10 protein-coding genes and 1 pseudogene are annotated in these 17285 nt (G+C 69.7%); 7 read left to right on the forward strand and 4 right to left on the reverse strand.

Features of this window, described 5'->3' with window-relative positions; genetic code table 11:
* The first annotated feature begins 103 nt into the window (after nt 1–103).
* Both OWM54_RS07660 and OWM54_RS07665 read left to right on the forward strand, forming a co-directional pair.
* On the forward strand, nt 104–1480 hold the full coding sequence (locus tag OWM54_RS07660; RefSeq protein ID WP_267697064.1) for a hypothetical protein: 1377 nt from the start codon (nt 104–106) through the stop codon (nt 1478–1480).
* Nucleotides 1481–1498: 18 nt separating this feature from the next.
* Nucleotides 1499–1903, forward strand: coding sequence for a hypothetical protein (locus OWM54_RS07665; RefSeq protein ID WP_267697065.1), 405 nt, complete (start codon nt 1499–1501; stop codon nt 1901–1903).
* 8 nt (nt 1904–1911) lie between these two features.
* Here OWM54_RS07665 and OWM54_RS07670 read toward each other — a convergent pair whose 3' ends face one another.
* On the reverse strand, nt 1912–2622 hold the full coding sequence (locus tag OWM54_RS07670) for a hypothetical protein (RefSeq protein WP_223785299.1): 711 nt from the start codon (nt 2620–2622) through the stop codon (nt 1912–1914).
* A gap of 591 nt (nt 2623–3213) precedes the next feature.
* On the opposite strand from OWM54_RS07670, the gene OWM54_RS07675 reads away from it, so the two are divergent.
* The 5 genes and pseudogenes from OWM54_RS07675 (at nt 3214) to OWM54_RS07695 (ending at nt 7000) form a co-directional block, all read left to right on the forward strand.
* Nucleotides 3214–3984, forward strand: a complete 771-nt coding sequence (locus OWM54_RS07675) for a zinc-dependent metalloprotease (protein WP_223748942.1) — start codon at nt 3214–3216, stop codon at nt 3982–3984.
* A gap of 4 nt (nt 3985–3988) precedes the next feature.
* Nucleotides 3989–4498 (forward strand): annotated as a pseudogene (locus OWM54_RS07680) (serine protease); the annotation flags it as partial.
* A gap of 91 nt (nt 4499–4589) precedes the next feature.
* Nucleotides 4590–4757: a hypothetical protein gene (locus tag OWM54_RS07685; protein ID WP_267701224.1), complete on the forward strand. Its 168-nt coding sequence runs from the start codon at nt 4590–4592 to the stop codon at nt 4755–4757.
* A gap of 124 nt (nt 4758–4881) precedes the next feature.
* The gene (locus OWM54_RS07690) at nt 4882–5499 is read left to right on the forward strand and encodes a hypothetical protein (RefSeq protein WP_223748940.1); all 618 of its coding nucleotides are present in this window, start codon (nt 4882–4884) and stop codon (nt 5497–5499) included.
* Between the two features lie 295 nt (nt 5500–5794).
* A complete protein-coding gene (locus tag OWM54_RS07695; protein ID WP_267697066.1) occupies nt 5795–7000 on the forward strand; it encodes a DUF1624 domain-containing protein in 1206 nt (401 codons plus the stop codon).
* On the opposite strand, the gene OWM54_RS07700 is transcribed toward OWM54_RS07695, so the two are convergent.
* The 3 genes from OWM54_RS07700 to OWM54_RS07710 all read right to left on the reverse strand — a co-directional run bounded on the left by OWM54_RS07700 (nt 6991) and on the right by OWM54_RS07710 (nt 17278).
* Nucleotides 6991–8421, reverse strand: coding sequence for a hypothetical protein (locus OWM54_RS07700; RefSeq protein WP_267697067.1), 1431 nt, complete (start codon nt 8419–8421; stop codon nt 6991–6993). The genes OWM54_RS07695 and OWM54_RS07700 overlap by 10 nt on opposite strands.
* Nucleotides 8422–8504: 83 nt before the next feature.
* Entirely contained in the window at nt 8505–15683 is a 7179-nt protein-coding gene (locus OWM54_RS07705) for a type I polyketide synthase (RefSeq protein ID WP_267697068.1), read from the reverse strand.
* Nucleotides 15680–17278 (reverse strand): phytoene desaturase family protein, encoded by a 1599-nt coding sequence (locus OWM54_RS07710; RefSeq protein ID WP_267697069.1) that lies wholly within the window; start codon nt 17276–17278, stop codon nt 15680–15682. Before OWM54_RS07710 ends, OWM54_RS07705 begins: the two co-directional genes overlap by 4 nt.
* Nucleotides 17279–17285: the final 7 nt, after the last annotated feature.

Below are 17285 nucleotides of genomic sequence, written 5' to 3' on the forward strand. Positions count from 1 at the left end.
TCCTGCTTCTTCCTGGAAGAGGGAGGCGGTGGGTCCAGGCACACCGGCTGCACAGGGGACTGCGCACCGCCGCCCCCCGCGCCCGGCCCGAACGCGAGCCCCCATGTTGATCCAGTGCCGAAGGTGTCACCGCAAGGTCTTCGTCTTCCAGTTCGAGAGCAAGACGCTCTGCAAGAGCTGTCTGACGCACGTCGCGAAGCCCGGCCCCATCCGGAAGAAGCCCTCGTACGTGGACCTGAAGAAGTCCCCCCACGACGCGCGCATCCAGAAGACCTTCAAGTCGATGAAGCAGGCGCGCCGGGAACAGGTCCGGCTTCGGCGGTCGGCGTCGGGCAGCCTGCTGAGCGCCCTGCTGGACCCGGTCCGGGAGTCCTCCCCGCCCCCGTCGCAGATGATGACCCTGGATGACACGGCGAGCATCCCCGAGCCCAGCGTGATGACGCTGCAGTGCATGACGCTGTTCATCCCCTTCGACGCGGGCAAGAAGTTCTACAAGGACAACGCGAAGCAGGGCACGTTCCAGGGGAACCTCGTCCCGACGGGCGGCTTCAACTTCGCGCCCCTGCAGAACGTGGGCGGCTTCCAGCCGCTCGCCGCGTTCAACACCAGGCCGTACCCGCACCACACGCCCTTCGAGAAGAAGTCGGGGTTCCTGGAGGAGGACGACGTGCTCGCCAACTACGACGCCATCGTCCTCAAGCACATCCAGGAGGCCACCAACGTGCTGGAGTGGAAGCGGCTCCACGCCAGGCGCCCCTACGACCTGCACAAGCAGCTCACGCAACGGGTGCCCGAGGTCATCTTCCTGTCGGAGGAGCTCAAGGGCGCGCCCTTCCCGGACGAGCTGCGCCCGTGCCCGGAGCTGACCTATCGGCGCATCGGCAGCATCCGCACGCTGCTCGACCCCGACGTGGACCCCAAGAACGAAATCTCCGCCTACGTCCTGCGCGACGAGATGTTCTCCTCACAGGTCCTGTACGAGGCCCGAGGCCTCATCCGCCAGGGCGTCAACCACCCCGAGAAGTGGCTCTGCGTGCAGAAGATCGTCCCCGAGTACCGCGTGTACTTCGAGGTCGCGGGCGTGCACCTGGACGCGGGATACACCGGCCACACGAAGGACGACAAGAAGCACAAGGCGCTCGAGGAGGTGGCCCGCTTCGCCCACGACAACAACGTGGACGTGCTGCTGGGGGATTTGAACATGGACTCGTTCGAGCTGGGCGGAGGCTTCTTCCCGAACCGGTTCTCCTTCCAGGAGGGCTCCGACGGGAACATCCACCCCACGTACACCGTCTCCCACTCCAACACGAACGCGAAGAACAACTACATGGGAGGCATCATCGTGAACCAGGAGCAGGTGGACACCGAGTCCATCAACCTCCTGGGTGAGGACACGCGCTCCCTGTCGCGCACGCTGAACGACCACTTCTACTCGGACCACCCCGCCATCATGGCGAACTACGTGAAGTCCTTCCGCTGACGTGTCCGGAGCCTCCCCATGCCTCGCCTCACCGCCGCCGTGCTGCTCTTCGCCGGACTGTCCGCGTGCGCCACCACGCCCGTCGACCCGGCGGCCTCCGCGAACGTCGCGTGCCCCACCGAGAAGCTCGCCTTCACCCGTGAGGCGGGCTGTCGCAACGACGGCGCGGTGGAGCTGTGCCTTCCGGCCGGCGACGCGGCGCTGCTCGCCCGCGTCCAGGCGCTCGCCCCCGGCGCGCGCGCCCTGGCCTCGCGAGGCCGCGCCGCGTGCGACACGGCCTCGGAGGTCCTGGTGCTGCTGCCCTTGGAGGCGCGGGACTGCGAGGCCCGACACGGCGCGCTCACGCCCGCCGCGTGGGAGCGGCTCTGCCGCGTCGCCGCGCTGCCCCAGGTGCGCACGCTCGTGCCCACCTGGTACGAGTGACACGCGGGCTACGGCGCCACGTAGACGCAGACGGCCAGCGCGCCGCAGCCAATCTCCACCGCGAGCTTGTTGCAGTCCGGCTTGAAGTCCGAGCGGTACAGGGTGTGGTTCTGCGTCCGCCGGTAGGGGCCGTCCACGCCGACGCCGCTGTAGTTGATGGACACGGTGAGCAGGCCGTTGTCCCCCGTCCCCGCGGGGATGAGCGTGGTGACGCTGCACGTGTCGCGGTTGTGGATGGGCAAGGGCTCGCCGCCCACCGTGACGCTGTTGATCTTGAAGTCCCCGTCGTTGTCGAAGCGGACGTACGCGGAGGAGGAGCGGTCCACCAGCTCCCCGTTCTCCATCGACAAATCACACGCGCCCGGCGTCCAGGTGCCCTTCTGGTACTGGCCCAGGAACGTGTTCGACCCGTTCTGCGGCCGGAAGCGCATCGTCTGCCCCTCGAAGACGACCTCGTAGTCGGGCAGGTTGTGCGTCGCATCCCAGCGAATCATCCGGGGGCTGATGAGCCGCCCCTTGTAGAGCCCCGCCGACGGCGAGCCGGGCAGCTCGCACATGTACACCCGGTCCGACGACTGGCCGGCGATGCCGCCATAGGCCACGTCCGTCTTGTAGCCGTACTCACTGCCGAAGCGATTCCAGACACCCGTCACGGCGGAGTCGCCGCCCCCGGGGTTGTCGTCCTCCGCGCTGGAGTCACACGCGGACAAGGGGGCCAACAGCAGACATCCAAGGGAGAAACGCGCGAGGAGGAGGTTCACGTGCATCCTGATGAGCCGGCGATACACCGCTCGTTGAGCTGGATTTTTCCAGCGGAACCTAGAATTCCCCCGAGTCCCTCGTAAAGCAGCCCCCCGCTGGAAAAATCCCGCGGGGGGCGTGCGGTGCTCGAAGCCACACCCGCGGGGTCGACACAGGGCGTCAGCTGGACTTGGATGCATGAAGACAGCAGTTTTCGTCCGGCGGTGCATCCCCCGGGGGTCCGTGATACCCCATGTATTCACGGGCTTTTGAGACCCCACGGTGGATGACTGATTCATAGACACCGCTGTCCGAAAACCGGGCGCTCCCCTGTGAATACAAAAAGCGCTGGTGAGACGGTGCTTTAACCCAGCCTGCGTCAGGCCTCTTTACACCTCGGACCCCGCAACCTGGAGCGCGGATACTCCAGGTTAATCTAGATTTGAGAGCTTCCCCACTCTTGCCGGCCGAGTGGCCCGCCAGTTGCTGAGGGGACGAGCGCGCCGTCCGCGGCTGATGGGAAGGTCAGGCGGCGGCGCGTCCCCCCGAATCATCAGAGGAAAAGCACCATGTTCAAGAGAGCGGCAGTCCTCGTGGTGAGCTGTGGCGTGCTCGCGGCTTGTGGTTCCGAGACCGGCGACACGCAGCTGGAGAATGAGGAGATCAAGGCCAACCTGGTCGAGGCCGGCTTCCCGGCGGACGACATCATGGAGGTCGACGGTCTGGTGTACGTGGGCCGCGACGCCCACGTGACGCTCGAGGCCTCGCGTGAGATGCTGCAGCCCGTGACGCACGTGGAGCAGTACCGGACGACGAACCTGGTCTCCAGCAGCATCACGAAGATCTGCGTCAACCCCACCTCTTCGTTCAACAGCTACTCCCGCCTCAAGGCCGGTCTGACGGCCGCGGTCGCGAACTACAACGCGCTCGGCCTGAGCTTCACGATGGCCGTGGGCCCGACGACGGGCTGCAGCGCGAACATCACCGCGACGACGATGTCCGGCGCGGGTGGCTCGGCGGGCTTCCCCTCCGGCGGCCGTCCGTACGGCACCATCAACATCGGCACGGGCCTGCAGAGCTACAGCGCGGGCGTCAACGAGCACGTCATCACGCACGAGCTCGGCCACGCGGTCGGCTTCCGTCACTCCGACTACTACAACCGCGCCATCAGCTGCGGCTCCGGTGGTAACGAGGGCACGGCGGGCGTCGGCGCCATCCACATCACCGGCACGCCGACGACGGCGACGGTGGGCGGCTCCATCATGAACTCCTGCTTCCGCTCGTCGGAGACGGGCAACTTCACCAGCAGCGACCGCACCGCGCTGACCACGCTGTACTGAGCCCATGACGCGACCCCTCGGTTCCATCCTGAAACCCTGGGGTTCGCGCCTCGCGGGCACCGTGCTCCTGGGCCTCTGGGCCTGCGGGGGCTCGGTGCCCGCACCCTATGAACTGAAGGTCTGCGAGGAGCCGCAGCCGGCTGGTGTCACCGCGTTCACGCAGTGTGGCCCGTCGCTCGACTTCACGCCCATCAATCGCTACCAGGGCGCGCTCGCCAACATCCAGGAGCGAGAGGACGCCGTCGTCTTCATCAACGGCAGCTGCACCGGCACCTTGATTGCCGCGAGCGCGGGGCCGGTGGTGCTCACCGCGGGCCACTGTGTCGGGCTCGGGGACCGCTCCTTCGTGGTGTTCAACTTCGAGGACGAGGCGGACGGAGACCCGTTGATGACGGAGGGCACGGTCATCGAGCAATCGGCCGCGCCGGACTATGCCCTCATCCTGCTCGACACGCTCCCCACCGCCGCGCCCGTCCCGCTGACGACGCTGGCCACCGAGCGGCTGGCCGTCATCCAGCATCCGCGCGGCTCGCCCAAGGTCATCGCCGAGGGGCGCTACGCCGACGCGTGCAACGCTCGTCTACTACACGGACCTGGACACCCTGGTGGGCAGCTCCGGGGCCGCGGTGCTCAACGAGCAGGGCTACGTGCTGGGCATCCACACCGACGGCGACTGCGAGGTGTCGGGGCGCGGCGCGAACCGGGGCTGGACCGCGAGCGCCATCGTCGAGGCCTCCGAGTATCTCCAGGCAGCCGACCTCGTCGAGCGCTGAAGCCGTCCCGAGGTTACGCTCGGGCTCGCGCTCGGAACGTGATTGCCCGCATCCCGGGTTTACCGGGTCACATCCCGAGCGGGCTGGCGTGCGGCGGGCGTGCGAACTTTGCTAAGGGGGTGGGATGTCTACCGCCCTCCAAAACCGTCCCGCCAGCCACCTGGCCCTCGGCCGCTTCGGCCAGTCGTCCTACATGATTCGCCGGCAGTTCTTCAAACTGTTCGGCGGCGCGTTCCACATCTACGACGCCGCGGGCAACCTCGCGTTCTACTCGAAGATGAAGGCCTTCAAGCTGAAGGAGGACCTGCGCATCTACGGCGACGAGCAGATGCGCGAGGAGCTGCTGAGCATCAAGGCGCGCGGCATCCTCGACTTCGGGATGACGTACGACGTGACGGACGCGTCCACGGGCGAGCGCGTGGGCGCGCTGCGCCGCAAGGGCCTGCGCTCCATCCTCCGCGACGAGTGGCTGGTGCTGGACACCAACGACCAGGAGATCGGCAAGATTGAGGAGGACAGCATGATGCTGGCGCTGGTGCGCCGCTTCCTCACCAACCTGCTCCCCCAGTCCTTCACCGGCACCGTGGGCGGCGCGCAGGTCCTCGCCTTCAAGCAGCGCTTCAACCCCTTCATCCAGAAGATCGACCTCGACTTCGGCATGGACCTCCAGAACCGCCTGGACCGCCGGCTCGGCATCGCGGCGGCGGTGCTCATGTGCGCCATCGAGGGCCGTCAGCAGTAGCGCTCCGCATGGGGTCCGGCCCCACGCACCGGACCCCTCGCCGGCGCGGCGAGGCCACGAGCAGCCGGGCGCCCCGAGGCAACGGCGCCTTATCGCCACCATGATTCAACTGTAACCCTGGAACGGGGATTCCCGGGACACGAGGCCGCCCGTGGAAGCCTCCCGCCGCTTTGGGGGAGTGAGGCGCCTTGCCGGCTGTTATCGACGGGCCCCGAGCGCCCTCCTCCACCACGACAGGGAAGCAGCCAGCCGCCGTATCGCTCGGAGGCGCGGCCTTCCCGTTCGAGTGAACGCGATGACAGCCCCCGCCACGATGTCCACCGCCCTGCCCTCCGTGGAGCCCCCGGCGGCGAGCCTGGCGACGACGAAGGGCCGGAGGATCCTCGGCATCGACGCCCTGCGGGGACTGGTCATGGCGCTGATGCTGGTGGACCACGTGCGCGAGTACTTCTATCTCCACGCGCAGGTCAGCGACCCGGTGGTGCTGGCGACCACGCCGCCCGGGCTCTTCTTCACCCGGCTGGCCGCGCACCTGTGCGCGCCCGTCTTCGTCATCCTCACGGGCGTGGCGGCCTGGCTCTACGGCCAGCGGCATGGAGGGCGCCGCGCGGCGTCCGGCTTCCTGTTCAAGCGGGGCCTGTTCCTGCTGGTGCTGGAGCTGACCGTGGTCAACTTCGCGTGGACGTTCCAGCTGCTCCCGCCGACGTACTACTTCCAGGTCATCGGAGCCATCGGGCTGTCGATGATGGTGCTGGCCGCCCTGCTCCACCTGCCCCGCCCCGCGCTGCTGGGCTTCGCGCTGCTCGTGCTTCTGGGCCACAACCTGCTGGACCCCGTCCACTTCGCGGCGGGCGAGCCGGGGCACACCTGGTGGGCGCTCCTGCATGACCGGGGCTTCATCGACCTGCCGTGGGGCGCGCGGCTCAAGACGTCCTATCCCGTGCTGCCGTGGATGGGCGTCATCGCGCTGGGCTACGCGGTGGGGCCGTGGTTCTCGTCCCAGGTCCAGGCGACGACGCGGCGCCGGTGGCTGTTGCTCGCGTCCGCCGGCGCGCTCGCCCTCTTCGGGGTGCTCAGGCTCGTGAACGTCTACGGCGAGCCCCTGCCGTGGTCCGTCGGCGCGACGCCGCTGGAGACGGTCATGTCGTTCCTCAACCTGACCAAGTACCCACCGTCGCTCGACTTCCTGCTGCTGACCCTGGGCGTGGGCGCGGCGCTGCTGGCGCTTTTGGACCTGGCGCCGGAGGCCCTGAGCACGACGCTGGCGGTGTTCGGCGCGGCGCCGCTGTTCTTCTATGTCGTCCACCTCTACCTGCTCCACGCGCTGAACCGGCTCGCGCTCGCGGCCCTCGGCCCCAACCAGGGGACGCTGTTCAGCCTCCCCGGTGTCGGCTCGCTCTGGCTGCTGGCGGCGGTGACCACCGTGCCCATGTGGTTCGCCTGCCGGGCCTTCGCCCGCCTCAAGGCCCGCTCGCGCAGCCCCTGGATGAGCTACCTCTGAGGCCGGATGAAGGCGGCGAAGCGCTTGTCGAGCACGGGCGCCGCCTTGTCGACGGCGTCCCACGTGTCGTCGGCCAGCTTCGGCGCGTCGTGGCCGCTCTCGGTCGAGCGCTTGCCGAAGACCTGGATGAGGTCCTTCTTGATCCACAGGTCGTTCATGTTGTGGAACCAGCGCCACAGCAGCGTCTGGAGCGCGGGCTCGTCCCGGAGGTGGCCCGTCCACAGGCCCCGAGGCATCGCCTGCTTCACCAGCTCCGAGCCCTGGGCCTCCCGCCGGGCAATCTTCGCCAGCAGCGCCTGGTGCGCGGGGAAGCGTGACGTGTCCAGCAGCCCCCGCGTCACCGCGTAGCCGACGAAGAGTCCGGTGGTGACATCCGGATACCGCGCGAGGTCCCCCGAGCCCTTCACCGACAGGGTGACGGTGATTCCGTCATCGAACTCGAGCTCGAGCTCCAGGAGCCCCTCGGTGTCGAGCGGGTAGAGCCAGAAGGCGACGTTGAGCTCGTCCTCGTCCGCGAAGCTCGCCTTGCGGCCCGTGGGCGGCCCCAGCACCTTCGTGACCTCCGCCTCCGACTTCGCCTTCCACGACACGCCCAGCACGTCCTCGCCCACCGCGGACCGCACCCAGGCGGTGGAGATGTAGGGGATGAACGACCTGGCCGTCTTCGGAACCGGCGGGAAGGCGTCGTGGAGGATGTCGTGAGACAGGACCAGCTCGATGCCCTGCTTGGGCGCGGAGACGTTGACCGAGTCCTTGTTCTCGCTCGTGGAGGCCGGCAGCTTCTTGCCCAGGACCTCCGTCACGTAGGTGATGACCTCCGGCGCATCCGCGCGACGCCCGAGCACCGACGCCACCTGCCGCGTCTTGGGGCCGAGCTTCGCCATGACGTCGGTGGGGGTGAACGCGGGCGCGGAGGTGGAAGGCCGCGGGGCCGAGGGCTTCTCGTCACCGTCGAGCCAGGCGGCGAAGTCGAACTCCGCCGTCTTGGGCGCCTTCACCTTGTGCTTCTTCAACCAGGCGGCCAGGGCCTCGCGTCCGGCCCCGGCCTCCTCGTCGTCGAGGTCGTGGATGTCCGTCTCGCCCTGGGACCACAGGGCGAGGAACTCCTCCAGGCTGTTGGCGACGGTCTGCGTCTCACCCTCGGAGCCGAGCAGCGCCACGGCGGGCGGCGCCTTCCCACCGGGCTTCACCAACAGCAGCAGCGAGCCGTCCGCGAGGCTCAGGAAGGAGAAGGCGGCGGCGCGAAGACGGTCCACCTTCTCCGGGCTCCACTCCTTCGGAACCGCCTCGACCACCAGCCCATCGAACCACCCCAGGGTTCCATGCTCTTGCTTGCCGACCCACTCGCCCACCTTCTGGAGCAGTGGGGGGAGCTCATGACCTTCGGGCACTTCGGACAGGTTCACGGTGTACTTCGGCATGGGCGGTCGGCTCAGCCTCCTGCGGAGGAGGATAGGCCGAACGCCCTGGCCATGGAGCGCCAGGACCTCACGGAAGGTTGCCCTCAGCCGGCGAGGCTCGCGGCACGCTCCTGGCGTGGAGCGGACAGCCGGGCGGCCAGCTCCCGGAGGGACGGCCCGCTGACGACCTCCAGGGTGGAGAGTCTCATCCCCAGCTCGCGCTCGACGGCGGTCACCAACTCCAGGGCCATGATGGAGTCCAGCCCCAGCTCCCTCAGGGGTTGGGTGACGTTGAGCGCGGATTCCTGCGTGCGCATGACCCTCGCCACGATTCGCGTCAGGCCCTGGAGGAGGTGCCCACGTCGGGTGTCCTCGTCCATGCCCTCGAAGGCCCCGGACGCGGGTGCGCCGTGCTGTCCGAGGCCAGGAGCGCCAGCGGGCGCATCCATCAGCCCGACCAGTCGCCTCGCGCCGCTCCAGGGAACGAGCGCCTCGCCCCATCGTCGCCAGTCGACGTCCGCGATGGCGAGCTGGACGGGCCTCGCCTCCAGGACGAGCCCGAGCCCCTGGAGCGCGGCGCGCGTGGACAGGCCTCGCAGGCCCAGGTGCTCCAGGTGGCGCGCCACGCTCGCGTTACGGGCGACGAGCCCGGCCTCCCCCAGCGCCCCCCATTGAATCGCCGTCGCCGGCAAGCCCTGCTGGCGTCGGTGCACCGCGAGCTGGTCCAGGAACGCGTTCGCCGCGACATACGCCCCCTGCCCCGCGTTGCCGACGAGCGACGAGAGGGACGAGAAGACCACCCAGTGCTCCAGGGGCAGCCGCCGCGTCAGCTGATGCAGGTTCCACGCGCCCTGGGCCTTGGCGGCCAGGACCCGCTCCAGCGAGCTTCGGTCCAGTTGCTCCAGCGGCTTGTCCTCCAGGAGGGTGGCGCAATGGAAGACGCCTCGGAGCGGCGGCAGCCCCGCGTGGATTCGGGTGAACACCTGCTCCAGCGCCTCACGGCTCGACACGTCCACGGCGAGGGCCTGGACGCTGACGCCTCGCGCGCGCCACTGCGCGAGGGTGGCGCGCGCCTCCTCGGACCGGGCCCCCCTGCGGCTCACGAGCACCAGGTGCCGAGCGCCCTCCTCGACGAGCCACCGCGCCACCTCCAGCCCGAACCCACCGAGGCCACCGGTCACGAGATAGGTGCTCTCGGACGAGAATCGCGGGCCGCGCGCGGGGGGACGGACTCGGAGCCCCGGGTCCTTGATGGAGATGCACACCTTGCCGATGTGCTGACCTCGCGCCAGGGTCCGGAACGCGTCCTCCGTCTGACTCGCGGGCCAGGAGCGGGAGGGCAAGGGGCGGAAGCTGCCGTCCTCGAAGCGGGCCAGCACCTCCTGATACAGCTGGCGCACCTCATCGGGGCGACTCCGCAGGAGCCGGTCGAAGTCCACCGCCGCGTACGTCAGGTTCTCGTTGAACGGGCGCAGCCGCAGCAGCTCGTCCTGCTCGAAGCTGGCCTTGCCCAGCTCGATGAACCGGCCGAAGGGCGCCAGGCACTCCACGCTGCGAGACACGACCTCTCCCGGCGAGAAGCTCAGCACCACGTCCACCCCGCGCCCGTCCGTCCAGGCGCGGACGTCCTCGGCGAAGCGCGTGTCACGGGAGTGGCTCACGTGGGTGAGCCCCTGGTCGCGCAGGTACTGGCGCTTCTCCTCGCTCCCCGCCGTCGCGAGGATGTCCGCGCCGCACCAGCGGGCCACCTCGATGGCCGCGAGCCCGACGCCGCCCGTCGCGCCGTGGATGAGGATGCGCTCGCCCCGCCGCAGCCGGGCCACCCGCATGAGCGCGTGGTACACGGTCAGGAAGACGATGAGGTTGGCGCCCTGCTCGAAGGACAGGTGCTCGGGGAGCTTCACCACGTTCCCCGCGGGCAGCACCACGTGTGACGCGATGAAGCCCGGGGCCACGCCGTAGACACGGTCCCCTACCGCGAAGCGCGTCACCCCCTCGCCCACCGCGCTGATGCGCCCGGCGCCCTCCATGCCGATGGCTTCGCCGATATAGGTATCCCGCGTCACGCGTGAGGAGAGCAGGCCCAGGGCCTTCATCACGTCCTTGAAGCCGAGCGCCGTGGACTCCACCTCGAGCTCGACCTCGCCGGAGCCGGGGCCGCGTCGCGCCTTCGCCACGAAGCCGAGGGTGTCGAGCTGTCCCTCCTTGCCGAGGACCAGCTCGTACCCCATTCCCTCCGGGACCGGCTCCAGTTGCGGTGCCTCCGTGGGGGCTGTGAGCGTGTCGCGCACGAGCCTCACCGCGTGGAACAGGCCCTCGCGTTCGGCGACCTCCTGCTCAATGCCAAGCCCGCTCAGGCGCAGCAGCAACGCCTCGATGCTCGACGGCTCTGCGTCCAGGTCCACCACGGTGAGTCGGAGGTCCGGCCGCTCCGTCATCGCGGTCCGGGCGAGCCCCAGCAGCGGCGCGAGGCAGAGCGACGGCAGCTCCCGATGTGTCGCGAGCCCGCTCGTGAGGAGCCCGGACGAACCCGTGTCATCGCGTCCGAACACAGGCGCCGCTTCAGCATGGAGCACCGCGCGCTGAGCCTCGACCACCGCGTCCTCGATGCGCTTTTCGTCTGAAGGGTTCTTGAGCGGACCGGTTCGGCGCAGGCCAGACGCACCGGCGGCGTCAGGGAGAAGCTCGACTGACTCGGCGCGGGTGGCGAGGACATCTCCACCCGAGCTGTCCATGGGTCGATCCACGAGACTCCGCCCGGATGTCTGGGCAACGCCCGATGACTGCAACACAGACGCGACACGCGTGGTGCGAACATCCTCAACAGAGAGCTCCCCGAGCTGACCCGAGTCGAGCCGCTCAGTCGGGTGGGCAGTGTCGGACAGGGGCTCGACAAACTCGGCGCGGGTGGTGACCAGGTAGTAGCGGTCGATGCGCCCTGGACGCAGGGCTTGAATGCACCGAAGCAGCGCATCGGCCGCGTCCACACCTCGTGCGACCGGCGCTTCGCTCTCGGGCGTGGCGGCAAGCCAGCGCAGGTCCACGAGCCGCACCTTGGCACTCTCGGGCAGAGCCGTGAGCGTCGCATCCAGCGCGGTGGCATCGGAGACAGCGTGCCACTGCGACGTACTCGTCCCAGGCACCGCACCGCCCATCACCACCCACGTCACCTCTTCGCGCGCCACTGGCTCCGAGGGCTCGAACCGCTCCCATCGTCGCGAGTACACCGAGCGCTCCAGGAGCGCCGCTTCGTCCGTGCGAACCCTCGGCAACAGTCGGCAGGTGAAGCCCGTGACCTCGGCCACGACGACACCGTCCTCGCTCAGCAAGGTGATGTCCCCACGCAACGTCCCCTCCCCTACCGAGCGGAGCCTTCCATGGGACCAGAGCGTCCGTCCCGGCGACATCAGCACCTCGATGCAGTCGATCCCCGTGGGCACGATGTCGTGGTCCGCGTCATCCATCGCGGCCGCGATGAGGCTGTGGAACGCCCCGTCGAGCAGCACGGGATGCAGGTGGTATCCCCGCGCGTCCACTCCGGCCGGCAGGTCGAGTCGCGCGAGCACCTCCCCCGGAGCGCGATGCAGTGCACTCACCGCGCGGAACGCGGGTCCATACCGCAGCCCTCCGCGCTCGAGTGACGCATAGAGCGCCTCCGGCCTCGTCGACTCCGGCAAACGCGCACGGAGCGCCGCCACCTCGACGACGCGCGAGCCCCGCCCCGACGACATCAGCCTCCCGCTTGCACAGACCACGGGCTGCTGCCCTTCCTCCTGTCGTTGAACGACGAAACGGGACGTCTCCGCGGAGAACCCCAGCCGAAGACGCGGGCTCGTCTCAGGGCTGAGCACCACCGCGGAGCTCAACTCCAGCTCCCCGATACGGCAACGCGCATCCCCCGTAAGCGCATGTCGCGCCGCCAGCGCCAGCTCCACATGCCCCGCGCCCGGGAAGAGCAGACTCCCCGCCGCGTGATGGTCCGCGAGATAGGGCACCGCCGCGAGGCTCAGCTCCGCCGTCCAGGCGCCCGGCTCGGAGTCCACCAGCAGCGGGTGTCCTCCGAAGGCACGGCGTCGACTCGCGGAGCGCACGCTCTCCCCCCAGTAGACCTTGCGCTGCCAGGGCATCCTCGGAGCACCGACGTACGCCCCAGGGCCGAAGTAGCCACGCCAGGCGACGTCCACCCCCAGGACATGGAGCCGCCCGAGCGCGGAGGTCATCGTCTCCTGCTCGGAAGCCTCCCGCACGAGCGACGCGAGCACCTCGCCCTTCATGCCCGCCGTGCTCGACACGTCCCGGATGGACGAGGCCAGCACCGGGTGCGGTCCCACTTCGATGAACGTCCCATGTCCATCCTCCACGGCGGCACGCAGTGCGTCCGCGAAGCGCACCGAGCCCCGGACATTGTTCCACCAGTACGTCGCGTCATGGCGCTCGGGCTCCGTCATGAGCCGCCCGGACACCGTCGAGTAGATGGGCAGGCGCGGCGCGTTGGGGCGCAGCACGGCCAGCGCCTCCAGCAGCTCTCCCTGGAGCGGGTCCATCAAGGGGCTGTGATACGGCACCTCCACCTGGAGGAAGCGATTGAAGCGCTGAGCGGCGGCCAGCTCCGCGGCCACGCGCTCCAACGGAGCCCGCGCCCCCGCGAGCGTCACCGAGCGCGCGCTGTTGATGGCGGCGACGGCGATACCCGGGCCATGACGCTGGACCCACTCGAGCGCCTCCTCCGGCCCCAGACCGACGGCCAGCATGGCCCCCTGCCCCGCCACCCGTTGTTGCAGCCGGCTGCGATGGAAGGCGGTCAGCAGCGCCTCCCGCGTGTCCAATGCCCCCGAGGCCCATGCGGCGCCGACCTCACCGATGCTGTGTCCCACCACCCCATCAGGCACGACGCCCCACGATGCCCACAGGCGCGTGAGCGCCACCTGCAACACGGCATTGGCCGGCTGCGCCACCTCCGTGCGGGTGATGCGTGACGACGCCGCGTCGCGCTTCAGCTCCTCCGCGATGGACCACCCGGCCAGCTCGCGGAAGAGGCCATCGCACGCCTCAACGGCCTCACGGAAGACGCGCTCGGTGGCCAGGAGCTGTCGCCCCATCGCCCACCACTGCGGCCCCATGCCCGTGTAGACGAAGAGCACCTTGCGCCGCGCCTCGACCGGGTCCGCGACGAAGTCCAGCCCCGGCACATCCCGCTCGCCTCGCGCGATGGCGCGCAGCGACTGGACCAGGGTCTCCCGATTCGCGCCTCGGAGGGCCAGGCGATGGCGTGGATGCGAGCGGTGCACGGCCGCGTCACGGCACAGCTGCTCCGGCGTCGCGCGCCCCTCCTCCAGCCAGGCCGCGTACCGCTCCGCCAGCGCGGACAGCGCCTCGTTCGACTTCGCCCCCAGGACGAGCAGGTGCGGACGCCCCTCGGGACGCTTGGGTGTCAACCCGGCCGCGCGAGGCGGCGGCTCCGCCAGGACGACGTGCGCGTTGGTTCCGCCATACCCGAACGAGTTCACACCGGCGAAGCGCGGCTCGGCGCTTCGTGGCAATGCCTCGGGACGCGTGGGGATGTGCAGCCCCAGGGTCTCGAGCGGAATCTGGGGGTTCACCCGTCCCAGGTGCGGATGAGGCGGGACCAGGCCATGTTCGAGCACCAGGGCCGCCTTGATGACGCCGGCCACGCCCGCCGCGGCCTCCAGGTGTCCCAGGTTCGTCTTCACCGAGCCCATGCGGCAGCGCTCCGGGCCCGTCCGACCCGCGCCCGTCACGGTGCCGATGGCGCGCGCCTCGATGGGGTCACCCACCGGCGTGCCCGTGCCATGGGCCTCCACGTACGCGACGCGCGACGGGTCCACGTCCGCCTTCGCGTAGGCCTCTCGCATCACCGCCACCTGCGCGTCCGCGTTGGGCACGGTGATGCCCGGCGTCCGTCCATCCTGGTTCACCGCCGTGCCCAGGATGAGCGAGTGGATGGGATTGCCGTCCCGCAGCGCCGCGGACAACGGCTTGACGACGAGAATCGCCGCGCCCTCCGCGCGCACGTAGCCGTCGGCCTGGTCGCTGAACGCGTGGCAGCGACCTCGGGGAGACAGGAACCGCCCCTTCGACATCGTGATTTGCGTCTCGGGGAGGAGCAGGACGTTGACGCCTCCGACGAGCGCCGCCTCGCTCTCGCCCGCCCACAGGCTCTGGCAGGCCAGGTGCAACGCGACCAGCGATGAGGAGCACGCCGTGTCCAGCGACACGCTGGGTCCTCGCAAATCGTAGAAGTACGACAGCCGGTTGGAGAGCATCGTCAGCGTGCTCGCCGTCGCCGAGTGGCTGTCGAGCCGCTCCCGGTTGTCCGGGCTCGCGTGCAGGATGAGGTTGTCCATCATGAAGCCGCCGACGAAGACCCCCGTGCGGCTGCCCGCGAGGGTGCTCGGCGGCAGGCCCGCGTCCTCGAGCGCCTCCCACGACACCTCCAGCATCAAGCGCTGCTGCGGGTCCAGCGTGCTGGCCTCTCGCGGGGTGATGCCGAAGAAGCCCGGCTCGAACTCACGCAGGTCCTGCTGGAGCAACCCCGCGCGCTGCACATAGGTGCGCCCCGGTGCGCGGCCCGAGGCATCGTGGAACTTCTTCGCGTCCCAGCGCCCCTCGGGGATGTCGACGATGCACTCGCGCCCCTCCATCAACACCTTCCAGAACCCGTCCGTGTCCTCGATGCCGCCCGGCAGGCGACAGCCGATGCCGACGATGGCCAGCGGCTCGCGCGCGGGCTCCACGTCCACGCGGCCCGGTGAGGCGCGGGTGGGCCCCCGCCGCTCCTTCGACACGACGGGCACGGGGACCTCGTGGCCCGTCACGCTCCGCAGGACCTGGGCGGGCGGGACGGTGCCGCTCGCGTCCCGGAAGACCGCGCGCACGTGGCCGGTGACCACCGGACGCCCGGGCTCCGAGGGACGTCGGAACTCCTGCTGGAAGTAGAGCCACTGCTCGTCCCAGGAGACCAGCCGCGTGCCCAGCTCATAGGACTCGAACAGGCGCAGCGAGTCGCGGAACTGGAGCGAGGTCTCTCCGACGGGGACCACCCACCGGTGTCGCAGCACCTGGGGCAACAGGCCCGCGCGCACGAGCAGGTCCACGCGCCCCAGGTCCATCATCGCCAGGTAGCGGCTGTTGTTCATGTGGCCGAAGAGGTCCAGGTCCGAGGGCAGGACGCGCCATCGGGTGACGCTCTCCTCGAGCGGGCCCACGCGGCCTCGCAGGGCACCGTGCAACAGGGTCTGGAACAATCGGAGCGAGGGCTTCATGGGGAATCCTTTCGGAGGAGGTCTCCGAGGACGTTGCGGCGCAGGACGATGGAAGCGGCGAGGACCCCGGACATCAGCGACGCGCCGACGCCCACCGAGACGGCGTCCTGTCCCACCAGGAGCAACCCCTGGATGGGCAGCCGCGAGCGGAGCCACGGCTGTCGGAAGCGCTCCGGGCTGTGCTCCAATCCGTAGATGGAGCCGCGCGGTCGGTGGGCGAAGTGCGCCGTGCTGAGCGGCGTGGACAGCTCCTGGTACTCCACCCGCCCCTTCAGCTGAGGGAACTGCTCCAGGACGACGCAGAGCAGGCGCTCGGAGAGCCGGGCCTTGAGGTCGTCGTACTCGGCCCCTCGACGGCGCCAGCGCGTGCCCTCCCACTTCTCGAACCAGTCATAGGGCGCGGGGCACAGGGCGGTGAGCGTGGAGCGCCCCGGGTGGCGCTGGGCCCACGAAGGGTCTCTCGCCGAGGACGAGCTCAGGTAGACGACGGGCAGCGGCGCCGAGGCGTCCCGCGTGAAGGCACGCAGGTTCGCGTCGTGGTCATACCCGGCATGGACCCAGACATTGGTCGCCGGCAGGGCCACCTCGTCGGGCGCGCCCTTCAGGCCCAGGTACAGGCCGAGGTGACCGATGGACTGCGGAATCCGCTGGAGCCCCCGCGTCACCTCGGGCGGCCTCCAGGGCTCCGGGAGCAGCGAGCCCAGGGTCTGCGCCGCGCCCGCGCCGCTGATGATGTACCGGGCACGCAGCGCCTCGCCGTCGGTCAGGCGCACGCCCAGGGCGCGGCCATCCTTCACGAGGATCTCCTTCACCTCCGCGCGGACGCGAACCTGCCCGCCCGCGCGGGTGATGACCGGCGCAATGTGGTCCAGGATGCCGCCCGCGCCACCGACCGGGTAGCACGCACCCTCCAGGTAATTCTCCGCCACCAGCGCGTGCATGGCGAAGCTGCTCTCCGCCGGAGGCAGCGCGTAGTTCCCCCACTGCCCCGTGAGCACACCCAGCAGGCGCGGGTCCGACGTGAGCGAGGACAACACATCCCGCGTCGTGCGGTTGGAGTGACGGCGAAAGGGCCAACCGAGCACGGGATGCGTGAGCGGCGTCATCCACCGGGGGAGCACGTGCTGGATGAAGTAGCGCAGCGAGGCCCGCTTCACGCCATGCAGCAGGCGCACGTACGCGGCGATGGCCTTGCGCTCGGAGGGGAAGGCGCCGCACAGCTCCGCCTCGAACGCCTCCGCGCCGGTGACGTAGTCATGGCGCCGGTCCGCGAAGACGAGCCTGTCGTAGACGCGGTCCATCCGCGCCCAGCCGAGCGCGCCCTCGGTGACGAAGTCGAAGACGCGCCGCAGGGGCTCGTCCGGCTCGTGCAGCCTGCCCAGACAGTGCACGCCGACGTCCCACTCGTAGCCCTTGCGCTGGAAGGTGTGCGTCATGCCTCCGGCGACGGAGTGACGCTCGAGCACCAGCACCTTCAGGCCATGGCGGGACAGAATCGCCGCCGCGCCCAGCGAGCCCATCCCCGAGCCGATGAAGATGACATCGAAGGACGCACCCGTGGCGGACGCGTCGACGCGTCGAGAAAGCAATCCCATGGCGGTG

Origin of the sequence: Myxococcus sp. MISCRS1 (assembly GCF_026626605.1) — a bacterium.
GTDB lineage: Bacteria > Myxococcota > Myxococcia > Myxococcales > Myxococcaceae > Myxococcus > Myxococcus fulvus.

Excerpts from the sequence above, each read along its gene's own strand:
- OWM54_RS07660 (WP_267697064.1), top strand. The coding sequence starts at position 104 with ATGTTGATCCAGTGCCGAAGGTGTCACCGCAAGGTCTTCGTCTTCCAG.
- OWM54_RS07665 (WP_267697065.1), top strand. The coding sequence starts at position 1,499 with ATGCCTCGCCTCACCGCCGCCGTGCTGCTCTTCGCCGGACTGTCCGCG.
- OWM54_RS07675 (WP_223748942.1), top strand. The coding sequence starts at position 3,214 with ATGTTCAAGAGAGCGGCAGTCCTCGTGGTGAGCTGTGGCGTGCTCGCG.
- OWM54_RS07690 (WP_223748940.1), top strand. The coding sequence starts at position 4,882 with ATGTCTACCGCCCTCCAAAACCGTCCCGCCAGCCACCTGGCCCTCGGC.
- OWM54_RS07695 (WP_267697066.1), top strand. The coding sequence starts at position 5,795 with ATGACAGCCCCCGCCACGATGTCCACCGCCCTGCCCTCCGTGGAGCCC.
- OWM54_RS07700 (WP_267697067.1), bottom strand. The coding sequence starts at position 8,421 with ATGCCGAAGTACACCGTGAACCTGTCCGAAGTGCCCGAAGGTCATGAG.
- OWM54_RS07705 (WP_267697068.1), bottom strand. The coding sequence starts at position 15,683 with ATGAAGCCCTCGCTCCGATTGTTCCAGACCCTGTTGCACGGTGCCCTG.
- OWM54_RS07710 (WP_267697069.1), bottom strand. The coding sequence starts at position 17,278 with ATGGGATTGCTTTCTCGACGCGTCGACGCGTCCGCCACGGGTGCGTCC.